We start from the raw sequence: 15,273 nt of genomic DNA, 5'->3' as shown, positions 1-15,273 counted from the left end.
GAAGCGGCCCGCCGGGCCCACATCCGGGAGGGCCTCCGGCGGTCGGCCGGGATCAATCTCCTTGGGCATTGTCAGTGCCCACCCCTACGATTGCCATTAACTCCGAGCCCTGTGCTTGCGTGTACACCTCGTGTCTGTGCGTGTGTGTGCGTGCCACTCAGCGAGGGCCGGGCATCCATCGCGATTCGTGAGGGGGGGACCCCGCGATCGCCCGACCCCGCGCCTGCGCGCGAGGTGAGCCAATGAACCTGCCTGCTGCCCAGTCCAATGCGAATGCCGCCGCCAACGCCGCTGCCGATCCGGTTGACGCTGCCGCTGCTGATGCGGCTGCCGAAGCGGCCGCCGAAGACGGCGCCTGCGTGAACACCTTCCAGGTGGACCTCAGGGGTCTCGTCGACCTGCTCTCCCACCACCTCTACTCCAGTCCGCGCGTCTACGTCCGCGAGCTCCTGCAGAACGCGGTGGACGCGGCGACCGCGCGCCTCGCGCACGACCCGGCCGCTCCGGTCCGTATCCGGCTGACCGCCACCGGATCCGCCGTGAGCATCGAGGACACCGGCATCGGCCTGACCGCCGACGAGGTGCATACCCTCCTCGCCACCATCGGCCGCAGCTCCAAGCGCGACGGGCTCGAAAGCGCGCGGCAGGAGTTCCTCGGCCAGTTCGGCATCGGGCTGCTCGCCTGCTTCGTCGTGGCCCGCCAGATCCGCGTCGTATCGCGTTCCGCGCGCACGCCCGACCAGCCGCCCGTCGAGTGGCTGGCCACCGACGACGGCTCGTACACCGTCCGTACGCTCCCCCACGAGGCACGGCCCGAGCCCGGCACCACCGTCCACCTGGAGCCCAGGCCCGGCGCGGAGGAATGGGCCGCGCCCAGGCGCGTCGAGGAACTGGCGCGGGACTTCGGCTCGTTGCTTCCGTACGAGGTGACCTTCACGGGGCCCGACGGCGCCGTCCGCGAGATCACCGACCGGCCCGCCGTCTGGGACCGCCCGCACCCGACACCGACCGCACGCAGGGTCGCCCTGGCCGGACACTGCGCGAAGGTCTTCGGCTTCACACCGCTCGACTCCATCGACCTGGACATCCCCGTGGCCGGCGTGCGAGGCGTCGCGTACGTCCTGCCGGCCGCGACCAGCCCCGCCCACCGCGCCTCGCACCGGGTGTACTTGAAGGGCATGCTGCTCACCGACCGGGCGGACAACCTGCTGCCCGAATGGGCCTTCTTCGTACGCGTCGTCCTCGACACGGACACGCTGCGGCCGACCGCGTCCCGCGAGAACCTGTACGACGACGAGACGCTCGCCGCCGTACGCGAGGCGCTGGGCGTGCGCATCAGGCAGTGGCTGACCGAGCTGGCCGCCGGCGACCCGGACCGGCTCGCCGCGTTCCTCACCGTGCACCACCTCGGTGTGAAGTCCCTCGCCCGGCACGACGCCGAACTGCTGGAACTGATGCTGCCGTGGCTGCCGTTCGAGACCAGCGACGGCCGCGTCACCCTCGACGAGTTCGTCCGCGCCCACCCCGAAGTCCACTTCACGCGCACGGTCGAGGAGTTCCGCCAGGTCGCCCCCATCGCCGCCGCGCACGGCCTCGGAGTCGTCAACTGCGGCTACACGTACGACGCCGACCTCATCGCGCTCCTCCCGCAGATCAAGGAGGGCGTGAAGGTCACCGAGCTCGACGGGGGCGCCGTCACCGCGCACCTCGACCCGGTCGGGCAGCAGCAGGAACTCGCGCTGGCCGGCTTCCTCGCCACCGCCCGCACCAGACTCGACCCGCTGGGCTGCGACGTCGCGCTGCGCGCCTTCCAGCCGGTCACCGTGCCCGCGCTGCACCTCGACGACCGGGAGGCCCGCCACGAGCGGGACCGCGCCGACGCCGAGGCCGACGCCGACGCGCTGTGGAGCGACATCCTCGGAGCGCTGCGCGGCTCCGCACCCCGCGCCCGCCTCGTCCTCAACCACAACAACCCGCTGGTCCGGCGGATCGCCGCGATCCCCGACGCCGAACTGGCCGGTACCGCCGTCGAGTCGCTGTACGGACAGGCCCTGCTGATGGCACAGCGGCCCCTGCGCCCCGGCGACACCTCCCTTCTCAACCGGGCCTTCCTCGGACTCCTGGAGTGGGCCACCCACCCCACCGGCACCCACCCGACTGCCGCCACCCCGCCCGCCGCGCCCTCGGAGGACCAGCAGTGACCAGCTCCATGCCCCCGTCCCCCGACGCCGTACGCCAGGCGATCCGGGAGAACAGAAGCGCCCCGAACGGCCCGCTGCGCAATGCGCGCGGCGAAGAGCTCGTCGTGGCGGCCGAGCAGACCGGCGACCGTGACCTGCTGCGCCAGGCGCTGTTCGGCCTGATCACCGCGTACGAATTCAGCACCGAGAGCGGCAAGATGCTGGTGCCGTTCGCCAGGCTGCTCCAGGAGTGGGACCGCGACCCGTCCGACTTCGACCAGGGCGACGCCCACAACCTGCACTGGTACTTCAAGTGGGCCAGTTCCGGGATGCTGAGCCGCCCCGAGGTGCCGATGGCCTCCATCGAGAAGTGGCTCGGCGAGATGGAGCGCCGCTACCGGATCGCCGGTTACTCCGAGGGCCCGGTGCGCAAGGTGGAGCTGCACGTCGCGGAGAACAGGGGCGACGTCGAGCGGGCCGCGCGCGCCTTCGAGGCGTGGACCGCCGCCGAGCGGAACCGCATGAGCGACTGCCACGCGTGCGAGCTCAACGACCGAGGCCGCTACTGGGCGGCGCAGGACGAGTACGAAAAGGCCCTCCAGGCCTGGGAACCGGTCCTCGCCGGGCGGCTCAGCTGCGCGGAGGAGCCGCACCGGGTGCTCGCCAAGTCCCTGCTGCCCCTGGTCGCGCTGGGCCGTCCCGACGAGGCACGCGCAAACCATCTGCGCGGCTACCGGATGGCCAAGGGCAACGAGAGCCTCCTGTCCACCATCGGCCTGCACATCGAGTTCTGCGCGCTCACCGGCAACGAGGCACGCGGCCTGGAGCTGCTGGCCGAGCACGGCGCGCATCTCGGGAGCAGTGAGAAGCTCGAAGGGCGGCTGGGCTTCGTCACCGGCGTGCTGGTACTGCTGGGCCGCCTGATCACCCTGGGGCACGGCGACCGGCCGACCGTCGCGTACGAGGGCGAGCAGCGCACCGTAAGTGAACTGCACAGCCTGCTGGCGCCGTTGGGCCTCGCGCGGGCGAAGCTCTTCGACGAGCGCAACGGCAGCACGGTCGTGTCCGACGCGCGGGCGAAGCGGCTGGAGCGGCAGCCGCTGCTGGACGCGCTGCCGCTGGGGGTACGGAGTCAGGCCCTGACCGGAGGCGCGCCGGGGGGCGTGGGCGCTGCCCCGGCCCTGGTCCCGGTCGCTGCCCCGGCGGGGGCCCCGGTCCCTGCCCCGGCGGGGGCGGGCGACGTACAGGCGCTGGTGGCCGAGGCGCGGAGGCTGCGTGCTCTGGGGCATCCCGGCCGGACGGCGGCGTGGGCGCGGGTCGCGGAGGCGGTGGCCCGGGCCGGCGCGGACGGGGGCTATGAGCCGGACGCGCTGCTTGCCGCGGATCTTCTGTCGTACCGGGCTGTGCTGGCCGGGCGGCAGGGTGAGAAGCCGCCGCGCAAGCTCTTCGCGGACGCGGCCGAGGCGTATCGCGCGGCAGGCGAGCCCGCCGGGGCCGTGCTCAGCGAGACGCACCTCGCGCTCGCCGCACTCCAGGAGGGCGCCGAGGCGCAGGAGGTGCTGCGGCTGCTCGACGTGGCGGCCGCCTCCGCCGAGGCACTGGCCCCGGCGGAAACGACGCGGCTGCGCCGGATGGCGAGCGTGGACCTCATGCGGATCAAGATCGGCTCCTTCCTGGCCCATCAGGCACACGGCCACGAGCACCACGGCGGCGGCGAAGAGGACGGCGACCCGGCCTCGGCCGCGCTCTCCGGCTTCCTGGAGCGGTACGCCCCGCACGGCGGCACCGGCGCGGTGGACGGCGTGGACGACATGCTGGCCGACGCCGAGATCATGCTGGCCCAGGACGCCTGGGAGGAGGGGGACTGGATACGCGTCGAGGCTCTCCTTTCGTCGGCCGCGGCCCGCGCCGTCAGCACGGGGCGCGTCTGGGAGAGCGCGGAGCCACTGAGCCGGCTGGCCAGGCTGCGGATGATGCACGGCCGTTTCGTGGAAGCCGAGGAGTCGGCGCGTGCCGCCGTCGCCCACAGCGCGGAGCTGACCGACCCCGCGGAGCAGGGCTCTGTACGCCTGGCGCTGGCGGAGGCTCTCTACCGCCAGGACGGCAAGGAGGAGGAGGCGGCGACGTACGCCCTGGAAGCCGCGCACTGGTTCGACGCCGCCGGCGACACGGCGGGCGCCGGCGCGTACGCGCGGTTGGTCCTGGCCCAGGCGTACGGCGAGAGCGGGCGGCCGGCGGAGGCCGCCGAGGTCCTGGAGTCCGCGCTGCCGGACCTGCTGGAGCAGGGTGAGGACCGGGCCGTGCGGGCACGCGAGACGCTCGCCGTGAACCTGCGCGGCCTCGGCGATTCACGCGGGGCGGCCGAGCAGTACCTCCGCGCCGCCGAGGTGGCCAAGGGCTGGGACGACCCGGTGCGCCACGCCGGCCTGGCGTCCCTGGCCGCGGAATGCCTCGCGAGTGGCGGGCTGACGGAGGAGGCGAAGCGGGCGTACGCCAGGTCGCTGGAGCTGTGGCGTCCGACAGGTCACACCCTCCCGTACGTCAGGGCGCTGCGCTCGCTCGCCTGGCTGGAGGTGGGCGGCGATCGACCGGACGCGGAAGCCGTCGTACGGGCGCGGGCTCTGATGGACCAGGCGCTCGAAGCGCTGGAGGGTGCCCCGGACGATCTTCTGGTGGAGCGGGCGCGTACCTGGGCGCAGCTGGCGGAACTGCTGGAAGACGAGCTCTACAAGGATGACGAGGAGGGGGAGGAGGACGACGAGGGCGAGGGCGACGGTGGCGAGGGCGCTGCGGGCGACGGCGTCGCCGTGCGCCGGGAGACTGCGGCCCTCTGGCAGAAGGCGGTCGACGCGTTCGCGGCCTCCGGCGCGCAGGCGCTGCCGGAGCGAGTGGACTGCTCGCTGCGTCTGGCATGGACCGAGAAATTCCTGGGCCGCAAGGAGAACGCGCTCGCCGGCCTGCGTGAGCTGGCGGCCGGGCTGAGCGAGGAGGGGACGGACGAGGCGCGCCGGCTGCTGCGGGCGGTGGAACGCAACCTCAACAACCTCACCTGACGCATCCGATCGCAGCCCCCGGCCCTCCGAACCCGTCCCAGCACGGACGGGGTTCCACGTAGGGTCGGGGGATGCGCTTGAGTACCGTCATACTTCCCATCCGCCGTTGGTCGCAGGGCGGCCGTGACGCCTGGCAGCGGGCCGAGCAGCTCGGCTTCCACACCGCGTACACGTACGACCACCTGTCCTGGCGGACCTTCCGCGACGGCCCGTGGTTCGGCGCCGTGCCGACCCTGACCGCCGCCGCCGGCGCGACCTCGCGCATGCGTCTTGGCACGCTCGTCACCTCCCCGAACTTCCGGCACCCGGTGACCCTCGCCAAGGACCTGATCACGCTGGACGACGTGTCCGGCGGCCGCATGACCCTCGGCATAGGCGCAGGCGGCAACGGGTTCGACGCCACCGCGCTCGGCCAGGAGCCCTGGACCCCGCGCGAGCGCGCCGACCGCTTCGGTGAGTTCCTGCCGCTTTTGGACCGGCTGCTCACCGAGCCCGCCGTCACCCACGCGGGCACGCACTACTCCGCCGTCGAGGCCCGCAACATCCCCGGCTGCGTTCAGGGGCCGCGGCTGCCCTTCGCCGTCGCCGCGACCGGCCCGCGCGGGCTGAAGCTCGCTGCCCGGTACGGCCAGGCCTGGGTGACGACGGGCGACCCGCAGGTATCCGAGTCCGGTACGCCGGCCGAGTCGCTGGAGGCCATCCGCGGCCAGATGACCAAGCTGGGCGCCGCCTGCGCCGAAATCGGCCGGGACGCCGGCGAGCTCGACAAGATCCTGCTCACCGGCTTCACCCCGGAGCGAAACGGTCCGCTGGCGTCCCTCGACGCCTTCGTCGACTTCGCGGGCAGGCACCTCGCCCTCGGTTTCACCGAGATCGTGCTCCACGCCCCGATCCCCGACTCGGACTTCGCGGCCGACGAGAAGGTCTTCGAACGGATCGCGACGGAGGGGCTCGCTCAGCTCGGTGCCTGAGGTCCGGGCCGGGAGTGCGTTCGTTTTCGCGCTGTAGGCCGTTCCCGGATGCCTAGGCTGGTCCGTATGGACGGGGAAACGGTTTTGGCGGCCTTCAGGGCCGAGTCGCAGCGCTTGTACGAGAAGGTCTGCGGGATCCCGGAAGGGGAGTGGGACAGGCCGAGCCCGTGCGACCCCTGGACCGTGCGCGAGGTGTTCGCCCACCTGACGACCACCGTCGGCCGGGTCGGCGACATGCTGGCGGAGCCCGAGCCCGAGCCGTCGGAGGTGCTGGTGACGGCCGCCGGTTACTACGCACCGGACGAGCGCTTCTCGCCGGCGGTCAACGACGTACGGGTCGGCGCGGCCCAGGAGTCCGCCGCCGTGTACGACGACGGCCGGGCCCTGGCCGAGCACTTCGACGCCGTCTGGCGGGCTGTCGCCGCCGCCTGCGCCAAGGAGCCGCCGGAACGCCAGGTCCGTACCCGGCACGGTGACCCGATGCTGCTGTCCGACTTCCTCGTCACCCGCGTCGTCGAGGTGTGCGTGCACGGCTTCGACGTGGCCGAGGGGCTCGGCCACCGGCCGTGGGCGACCGGCGAGGCGGCGGACGTGGTGGCGCGACTGCTGCTGGACGGGCGGCCGTACGACAAGCCGGTGGTGGTGGCGGGGGCCGGCTGGGACCGTACGACGTTTCTGCGCAAGGCGACCGGGCGGCTGCCGATGTCCGCGACCGAACGCACGGCGGCCGAGCGGCACGGGCTGCGCCCGCTGACGTTGGGCTGAGGCCGGTCGTCCAGGGTGCCCGGCGGGCGCCTCAGCCGGGGAAGGGCAGGAATTCCGGCGGTACGAAAGCGGTTAGCCAGACGCCGTTCGCGCTGACCCGGAACACGTGGCCGGCGAGGTGCATGGCCCCGGCGTCCACGCTGATGACGACGGGGCGGCCGCGCCGGGCGCCCACGCGGGCGGCGGTCTCGCGGTCGGGTGAGAGGTGGACGTCGTGGCGGGCCATGGGGCGCAGGCCTTCGGCCCGGATGGCTTCGAGGTTGCGGGCGACGGTGCCGTGGTAGAGGCACGTGGGCGGCTCGGCCTCGGGGAGGCCGAGGTCGACGTCCACGGTGTGTCCCTGGCTGGCGCGGATCAGGGGGCCGTCGACCGCGCTGCTTGTCGTTGACGGCGACGACGTGGTCGAGTTCGGTGCGGGAGATCGGGAAGCCGTGCGCGGTCGCGGCCCGCAGGAGGGTGTCGATCTCCACCCAGCCGTTCTCGTCGAGCGTGATCCCGATGCGTCCGGGCTGGTGCCGCAGATGCTTCGAGAGGTACTTCGACACCTTTGTGGTGCGTCTTTCGTCCATCGCGTCAGAGTGCCCGGCGAGACGAGCGTCACGCCACTTATTTGGGCGAGTGAGTTTGATCCACAGGTAAGTAGCCTTCTCCACAAGGGATTTGACGTCTCTGTGGATAACTCCCATTTGATTTCAGGGCATTTGGTCAACTGGCCCCGGATTGAGGTGATGTGCGGCAAGTGCGTCCAATGTCCGCGCCTGTACCTCTCGTTCGGTCGCCGCAGCGACGAAGGCCGCAGCATTGCCGGGACCAACCAGACTCTGTACGGCCCGCATTGTTTCCTCGGGGAGTGTCACCGTGGTGGGCTCGGAGTCGGTCACGGGCGGAACGCCCGCACCGAGGTGCTGCTGGAGATGGCGGGTGGCGAACAGCCGCATGGCGCGGGCCAGTTCCGCGTCGACCGTCTGCTGGGCGAGCGGCCGCAGCCGCCGTACCAGCGTCGCCGCCTCCGCCGCGTCCGCGTCCGTCGGCGGGCGGTGGCCGAGGTAGCGGGCGAAGACATGCTCGGTCGTGAACTCCAGGAACCGGGCGGCGATGTGCTCCACCTGACCGCGAAGTTCACGCAAGTGACCGGAGATTGCGGGAAGCGGCACGCCCGCCGCGTGCAACTCGACTGCCACCGCCAGCTCTTGCGGCGACGGTACGAGGAACTCGTCGTCCCGTCCCGGAACGCGCTCCAGCACCCCGAGCTCCACCGCCTCCTCCACCGCGTCGTCGTCGGGCTTCCCGCCGAACCGCTCGTCCAGCTCGGCCCGCGAGATCCGGTCCGCTTCCTCGTCCGTCCACGGACCGCTGACCTCGGTGACGAGCCCGAGCACCCCGCCGAGGCCCTTCCCCGCGTCCCACGCCTCCAGCAGCTCCTTGATACTGGCCAGGGTGTAGCCGCGTTCGAGGAGGCCGGCGATCTGGTGAAGCCGGGCCAGATGCGTGTCCCCGTACACATTGGACCTGCCGCGCCGCTCCGGCCTGGGCAGCAGCCCGCGGTCCTGGTAGGCGCGGATCGTACGGACCGTCGCGCCGCTCAGGTGCGCGAGGTCCTCGATCCGGTACTCGGCCGCCGCCTGCCCGGACACGCTCACGCCTTCACTCCCCACAGCCGTCCCCTCGCCTATGACAGGGCCGCCCGCCCCACCGCCCCCGCCGCCGCCCGGGCCGCGGGCGAGGTCGCGAGGTACTCGACGGCCTTGCGCAGCGAGCCTTCCTGCGAGGGATGGTACGACCGCCGGAAGTAGCGCGGTATCGCGGAGCCCAGCTCACGCCAGGTCGGCAGCAGACCCTTGGCGACCGCCCTGTTGTGCTCGCGCAGCGAGTACCGCAGCCGGCCCGCGAGCTGCGGGTCGTGACGTATCAGATACGCCGCGCCCCACACCCACAACCACAGCAGCACCGGGGCGACCACCACCATGCCCTCGATGCGGCGGGCGTACCGGGGCAGCCCCGCGCCGCCGCAGTGCTGGTACATGTCGAAGGCCACCGCCCGGTGCTCGACCTCCTCGGCGCCGTGCCAGCGCAGCAGGTCGAGCATCACGGCGTCCGGGTCGGCGTGGTCGAGGCCCTCGGCGTGCAGCACCCAGTTCCCCAGGACCGCGGTGAACTGCTCGATCGCGGCGACCAGCGACAGCCGGAAGCGCAGCCACTCCCGCGCCGGTATCGGCACGCCGAGGGGAGGGGCCTCGCCGAGGAGCTTCTCGAAGAGGAAGTCCACGTGCTTCGTGTACGCGCCGGTGTCCAGGTCCTGCTCGGCCAGGTGGTTCAGCACGTACGCGTGCTGCACGCTGTGCGTCGCCTCCTGCCCCATGAACCCCTTGACGTCCTGGAGCAGTTCAGGATCACGGACCAGGGGCAGTGCCTCCTTGAAGACCCTGACGAACCACCGCTCCCCCGCCGGCAGCAGCAGGTGCAGGACGTTGATCACGTGCGTGGCGGTGGGCTCGTCCGGTATCCAGTGCAGCGGCGTATCGCGCCAGTCGAACGAGACCCGGCGTGGTGCGATGACCTGCTTCTGATCGAACTCTGCGCTGTCCTCGGTGCTCACAGCGGCGGCTCCATCCGGGCGATCGCGCGCAGGGTCCTCGGTGCGAAGCGCGACAGGAAGTGGGCGCCGCGCGCCTCGGGGGTCACCGGCACGACCGCCTGGTTGCGTACGACGGCCTTCAGGACCGCGTCGGCGACCTTCTCCGGCGGGTAGTTGCGCAGTCCGTACAGGCGGGCGGTCTTCTGCTGCCGGCGCTTCTCCTCGTCCGCCGAGACCCCGGCGAACCGTGCGGTCGAGGTGATGCTGGTGTTCACGAAACCGGGGCAGATCGCGCTGACCCCGATGCCCTGGCCGGCGAACTCCGCCCGCAGGCATTCGCTCAGCATCAGCACCGCCGCCTTCGACGTGCTGTACGCGGGCAGTGCCCTCGACGGCTGGTACGCCGCCGCGGAGGCGGTGTTGACGATGTGGCCGCCCTGGCCGCGGTCGGCCATCTGCCTGCCGAAGAGGCGGCAGCCGTGGATGACGCCCCACAGGTTCACATCGAGGACCTTCTTCCAGTCCTCGGGCGTCGTGTCGAGGAAGGAGCCGGAAAGGCCGATCCCGGCGTTGTTGACCAGGACGTCGACGATTCCGTACTCGGTGGCGACCTTCTCGGCGAGCTTCTCCATCTCCTGCTCGTCGCTGACGTCGACCGTCTCCGCCCACGCCTTCGGGGCTCCGATCAGCCGCGCCATCTCCGCCGTACGGGCCGCGCCCTCGGCGTCCCGGTCGACGGCCACGATCCGCGCGCCCGCCTCGGCGAACGCGTAGGCGGTGGCCCGCCCGATGCCGCCGGCCGCGCCCGTCACCAGGACGAGCTGCCCGCCGAACCGGTCGGCGTACGGTCCGCCCGCCGCCGTGTTCCGGGGTGCCACTCCGGCCGCGGTGTCCTCGTTCGCCGTGACGAACTCGGTGATCCACGCCGCCAGCTGGTCGGGCCTGGTGCGCGGCACCCAGTGCTTGGCGGGCAGCGAGCGCCGCACCAACTGCGGTGCCCACTGCTCCAGTTCGTCGTACAGCCGCTGTGAGAGGAAGATGTCGCCGGTCGGCGTGATCAGCTGGACGGGTGCGTGGGCGTACGCGTCGGCGCGCGGCCTGCGCAGCCGGGCGCGGACGTTGTCCCGGTAGAGCCAGGCGCCGTGCGCCGCGTCCTGCGGCAGCGAGGCCGTCGGGTAGTCACCGGCCGGCACCTTCTCCACCCGCTGGAGGATCTTGGGCCACTGCTTGCCGAGCGGCCCGCGCCAGGCCAGCTCCGGCAGCACGGGCGTGTGCAGCATGTACACGTACCAGGACTTGGCGCCCTGCCCGAGCAGCTGGGCGGCCCTGCGCGGGGTCGGCCGGGCCATCCGCTTCTTGATCCAGTGCCCGAAGTGGTCCAGGGACGGGCCGGACATCGACGTGAAGGAGGCGATCCTGCCCTCGGTGCGCTTGACCGTCACGAACTCCCAGGCCTGCACGGACCCCCAGTCGTGCCCGACCAGGTGGACCGGCTTGCCGGGGCTCACCGCGTCCGCGACCGCCAGGAAGTCGTCCGTCAGTTTCTCCAGCGTGAAGCCGCCGCGCAGCGGCTTGGGCGCGCTCGACCCCCCGTGTCCGCGCACGTCGTACAGCACCACATGGAAGTGTTCGGCGAGCCGCGCGGCGACCGCGGCCCACACCTCCTTGCTGTCCGGATAGCCGTGCACCAGCAGTACGGTCGGCCGCGCCGTGTCGCCCAGCTCGGCGACGCACAGCTCGATTCCGCCCGTCCGCACCCACCGCTCGGTGGCTCCCTCGATACTCACGCCGACTTCTCCTCTGCCCAGCGCCGCACGTGCGGCAGGTCGTCGTCGAGCCAGAACGCGCTCTGCACCGGGTCCCTGGAGTCCGTCACCACCAGGATCTCTTCGAACTTGACGCCCGTGCCCCGGAACCCGAGGTGCGGTTCGACCGCCCACAGGCCCGGCTGGGGCGGGTGGTCGGAGAAGGTGTACGGGCTCCACAGCGGCGACCAGCCCTCGCGGTGCCCGTGCAGCGCGTCGCTCGCCAGCCCCTTGAGCGACTGCGTGCCGAACCCGAAGAGATGCGGCGACCAGCGGCGCTCTTTCACCCGGTCGACCTTGTGGGCGATGACGCCGAAGGGGTAGGCGCGATGCCGGTTGGCGTATCCCTGGCGGGTCATGAGCCGCTCGACGTCCTCGTAGATCTCCCGCAGCGGCCGGCGCTCGCGCACCTCGCGCAGGATCAGCTCACGGTGCGGTTCGAGATCGGACAGGAGCTTGTCGTGCACCGGGTTGAGGCCGAGGCATCCCGAGTAGCCGATGTCGGCCGTGAAGCCCTTGTAAACCGGGGCCATGTCGAGGATGAACGGCATCCCCGCCTCCAGCCGCCGGTTCGTGGGGAAGAACTGCAGCGGCACCCGGAAGTTCACGAAGGCCGTACGGTCCCCGAACCAGGCGAAGGGCAGATGGAACCAGTCCTTCACCCCTCGCTCCCGCAGCCAGTCGCGCTGCATCCGCGCCGCCTCGCGCTCCGTCACCCCCGGCTTGAGCTGGGCCGCGACGGCTTCCGCGCAGGCGTAGGCGAGGCGCTGCACCTCCCGGAACCCCCGCAATTCCGCGGTGAGTTCGCTCTGCGGCGCAGAGACTGCTGAGACTGCTGCTGAGGCCATGCCACCCGTCCGTCCCGTGTTGCGGTACGCGTTCGTAACTTGACACTGATGAATGTGACAATGCCCGGCGGCGACGTCAAGGGGTCTGCGTTACCTGGGGAAACTTGATGCGGCGGCCGGTGCCCCCTACGGGCCCGTACGCCTGGAGTCGGACACGGATCCAGCCGTCTGGTCTGACGCCTGGTGTGGCCCGCGCCACTACCTTCGAAACGTGACTGTGATCGCGACCGAAAGCCTGAGCAAGCGGTTCCCGAGGGTGACCGCTCTTGACCGGCTCTCGTTGGACATCGGACCCGGTGTGACCGGCCTGGTGGGCGCCAACGGAGCCGGCAAGTCCACTTTGATCAAAATCCTGCTGGGTCTGTCCCCCGCCACGGAGGGCACGGCCGCCGTGCTCGGCCTGGACGTCGCCACCAGTGGCGGCGCCATCCGCGAGCAGGTCGGCTACATGCCCGAGCACGACGCGCTGCCACCCGACGTCTCGGCCACCGAGTTCGTCGTCCACATGGCGCGCATGTCGGGGCTCCCGCCGACCGCCGCCCGAGAGCGCACCGCCGACACACTGCGCCACGTCGGCCTGTACGAGGAGCGCTACCGCCCCATCGGCGGTTACTCGACCGGCATGAAGCAGCGCGTGAAGCTGGCCCAGGCCCTGGTCCACGACCCGAAGCTGGTCCTCCTCGACGAGCCGACCAACGGCCTCGACCCGGTCGGCCGCGACGAGATGCTCGGCCTCATCCGCCGTATCTACACCGACTTCGGCATCTCGGTCCTGGTCACCTCGCACCTCCTCGGCGAGCTGGAGCGCACCTGCGACCACGTCGTCGTCATCGACGGCGGCACGCTGCTGCGCTCCAGCTCCACCAGCGACTTCACGCAGACCACCGCCACCCTCGCCGTCGAAGTGACCGACAGCGACACCCACCCGGACGGCACGCGCGCCCTGCGCGAGGCACTGACCGCCGCCGGAGCGAAGCTCCACGCGCGCGTGGAGGACGGTCTGCCGGGCGCCGGTCACATCCTGCTCGTCGAAGCGACCGGCGAGCAGACGTACGACCTGGTGCGGGACACCGTCGCCGACCTGGGAGTCGGGCTCGTACGGATGGAACAGCGCCGGCACCACATCGCGGAGGTCTTCCGCACCGACGCTCACACCGAAACGGACGCCGAGGCCGCCCCCCGTGAGCCCGTCGCCGCCGCGCAGCACGCCGTACCGCACGCCGTGCAGCAGAAGGGAGACGGCCGCGATGGCATCTGACCTCACGACACCGCCGGGCACGACCGACCCGACCCGTATCCACAACATCGGCTACCGGTCGTACGACGGACCGCGCCTGGGCCGCGCGTACGCACGCCGCTCGCTCTTCTCACAGTCGCTGCGCGGCGCGTACGGACTGGGCCGCAGCGCCAAGTCCAAGGTGCTGCCGATGATCCTCTTCGCGGTCATGTGCCTGGTCGCGGCGATCATCGTCGCGGTCGCCGTGGCCGGCCCCGGCATGACCGACCTGCCGGTGAAGTACACGCGGTACGCGATCGTCATGCAGGCCGTCATCGGCCTCTACCTCGCCTCCCAGGCCCCTCAGTCCGTCTCGCGGGACCTGCGCTTCAAGACCGTCCCGCTGTACTTCTCACGCCCCATCGAGCGCGTCGACTACGTCCTCGCCAAGTACGCGGCGATGGCGTCGGCCCTCTTCATCCTCACGGCGACCCCCCTGGTGATCCTGTACGCCGGTGCGCTTCTCGCCGAATTCGACTTCGCGGACCAGACGAAGGCGTTCGCACAGGGGCTGGTCTCCGTGGCACTGCTGTCCGTACTCTTCGCCGGCCTCGGCCTGGTGACGGCCGCCCTCACCCCGCGCCGCGGCTTCGGAGTGGCCGCCGTCATCGCCGTACTGACCATCTCGTACGGCGCGGTGTCCACGGTCCAGGTGATCGCCTGGGACCAGGGTTCCACCGGAGCGGTCGAGTGGCTAGGCCTGTTCTCGCCCCTCACGTTGATCGACGGCGTACAGACCGCCTTCCTCGGCGCCACATCGGCCTTCCCCGGAAGGGAAGGCCCCTCGGCCGGCAGTGGCGTGGTCTACCTGCTCGCCGTTCTCGCGCTCGTCGTCGGCTCGTACGCCGTGCTGATGCGCCGCTACCGAAAGGCCGGACTGTGACCACCATCGACATCGACCACACCTCGCGCTGGTTCGGAAATGTGGTGGCCGTCAACGACATCACCATGCGCGTCGGCCCGGGTGTGACCGGACTGCTCGGCCCCAACGGCGCCGGAAAGTCCACCCTCATCAACATGATGGGCGGCTTCCTCGCCCCCTCCACGGGCACCGTCACTCTCGACGGGAAACCGATCTGGCGCAACGAGTCCGTCTACAAGGAGATCGGAATCGTGCCCGAGAGGGAGGCGATGTACGACTTCCTCACGGGACGCGAATTCGTCGTCGCCAACGCCGAGCTGCACGGCCTGACCGCCGGGGCGGCCCAGCAGGCGCTCGCGACCGTCGAGATGGAGTACGCGCAGGACCGCAAGATCGCGACGTACAGCAAGGGCATGCGCCAGCGCGTGAAGATGGCGTCCGCGCTCGTCCACAACCCGTCGGTGCTGCTCCTGGACGAGCCGTTCAACGGCATGGACCCGCGCCAGCGCATGCAGCTGATGGACCTGCTGCGGCGGATGGGCGCGCAGGGCCGTACGGTCCTTTTCTCCTCTCACATCCTGGAGGAGGTCGAGCAGCTCGCCTCGCACATCGAGGTGATCGTCGCCGGACGGCACGCGGCCTCCGGTGACTTCCGCAAGATCCGCCGCCTGATGACGGACCGCCCGCACCGCTATCTCGTACGCTCCAGCGACGACCGCGCGCTCGCCGCGGCACTCATCGCGGACCCGTCCACGGCCGGCATCGAAGTGGACCTGGCGGAAGGCGCGCTGCGCATCCAGGCCGTCGACTTCGGCCGGTTCACCGCACTGCTCCCGCAGGTCGCCCGCGCGCACGGCATCCGGCTGATGACGGTCTCGCCCTCCGACGAGTCGCTCGAATCGGTCTTCTCCTACCTCGTAGCGGCCTGAAAGGAGCTT

Annotated in this window: 11 protein-coding genes and 1 pseudogene; 7 read left to right on the top strand and 5 right to left on the bottom strand. The window is 71.4% G+C overall.

Features of this window, described 5'->3' with window-relative positions:
• The first annotated feature begins 242 nt into the window (after nt 1-242).
• From J7E91_RS15045 to J7E91_RS15030, 4 genes are all read left to right on the top strand, one after another.
• A complete protein-coding gene (locus J7E91_RS15045) occupies nt 243-2,201 on the top strand; it encodes an HSP90 family protein (protein ID WP_214903763.1) in 1,959 nt (652 codons plus the stop codon).
• Nucleotides 2,198-5,233, top strand: a complete 3,036-nt coding sequence (locus J7E91_RS15040) for a lipopolysaccharide assembly protein LapB (protein WP_214903761.1) — start codon at nt 2,198-2,200, stop codon at nt 5,231-5,233. The genes J7E91_RS15045 and J7E91_RS15040 overlap by 4 nt, the downstream gene beginning before the upstream one ends.
• 71 nt (nt 5,234-5,304) lie before the next feature.
• Complete coding sequence (locus J7E91_RS15035) at nt 5,305-6,204, top strand: LLM class flavin-dependent oxidoreductase (RefSeq protein WP_214903758.1); 900 nt, start codon at nt 5,305-5,307, stop codon at nt 6,202-6,204.
• A 66-nt stretch (nt 6,205-6,270) separates the two neighbouring features.
• Nucleotides 6,271-6,969, top strand: coding sequence for a maleylpyruvate isomerase N-terminal domain-containing protein (locus J7E91_RS15030; protein ID WP_214903755.1), 699 nt, complete (start codon nt 6,271-6,273; stop codon nt 6,967-6,969).
• 31 nt (nt 6,970-7,000) lie between these two features.
• Here the strand turns inward: J7E91_RS15030 and J7E91_RS15025 are convergent.
• The 5 genes and pseudogenes from J7E91_RS15025 to J7E91_RS15005 form a co-directional block, all read right to left on the bottom strand.
• Nucleotides 7,001-7,538: pseudogene (locus tag J7E91_RS15025) on the bottom strand (RNA 2'-phosphotransferase).
• Between the two features lie 123 nt (nt 7,539-7,661).
• Nucleotides 7,662-8,603: a MerR family transcriptional regulator gene (locus tag J7E91_RS15020; RefSeq protein WP_214903965.1), complete on the bottom strand. Its 942-nt coding sequence runs from the start codon at nt 8,601-8,603 to the stop codon at nt 7,662-7,664.
• Nucleotides 8,604-8,638: 35 nt separating this feature from the next.
• Entirely contained in the window at nt 8,639-9,565 is a 927-nt protein-coding gene (locus J7E91_RS15015; RefSeq protein WP_214903751.1) for a metal-dependent hydrolase, read from the bottom strand.
• Nucleotides 9,562-11,331 carry an SDR family oxidoreductase gene (locus J7E91_RS15010; protein WP_214903748.1) on the bottom strand — a complete coding sequence of 590 codons (1,770 nt, stop codon included), beginning with the start codon at nt 11,329-11,331 and terminating at the stop codon, nt 9,562-9,564. The genes J7E91_RS15015 and J7E91_RS15010 overlap by 4 nt, the downstream gene beginning before the upstream one ends.
• Entirely contained in the window at nt 11,328-12,197 is an 870-nt protein-coding gene (locus J7E91_RS15005; RefSeq protein WP_214903745.1) for a M24 family metallopeptidase, read from the bottom strand. The genes J7E91_RS15010 and J7E91_RS15005 overlap by 4 nt, the downstream gene beginning before the upstream one ends.
• Nucleotides 12,198-12,414: 217 nt before the next feature.
• Between J7E91_RS15005 and J7E91_RS15000 the strand changes: the two genes are divergently transcribed.
• The 3 genes from J7E91_RS15000 to J7E91_RS14990 are packed head-to-tail and all read left to right on the top strand — an operon-like array spanning nt 12,415 to nt 15,264.
• Nucleotides 12,415-13,455, top strand: coding sequence for an ABC transporter ATP-binding protein (locus tag J7E91_RS15000; RefSeq protein WP_308376587.1), 1,041 nt, complete (start codon nt 12,415-12,417; stop codon nt 13,453-13,455).
• Nucleotides 13,445-14,356, top strand: coding sequence for an ABC transporter permease (locus tag J7E91_RS14995; RefSeq protein ID WP_214903743.1), 912 nt, complete (start codon nt 13,445-13,447; stop codon nt 14,354-14,356). The genes J7E91_RS15000 and J7E91_RS14995 overlap by 11 nt, the downstream gene beginning before the upstream one ends.
• Nucleotides 14,353-15,264, top strand: a complete 912-nt coding sequence (locus tag J7E91_RS14990) for an ABC transporter ATP-binding protein (protein ID WP_214903740.1) — start codon at nt 14,353-14,355, stop codon at nt 15,262-15,264. Before J7E91_RS14995 ends, J7E91_RS14990 begins: the two co-directional genes overlap by 4 nt.
• The last annotated feature ends 9 nt before the right edge of the window (nt 15,265-15,273 follow it).

Origin of the sequence: Streptomyces sp. ISL-99 (assembly GCF_018614005.1) — a bacterium.
Taxonomy (GTDB): domain Bacteria; phylum Actinomycetota; class Actinomycetes; order Streptomycetales; family Streptomycetaceae; genus Streptomyces; species Streptomyces flavidovirens.
This window is presented reverse-complemented; position numbering and strand designations above follow the sequence as displayed.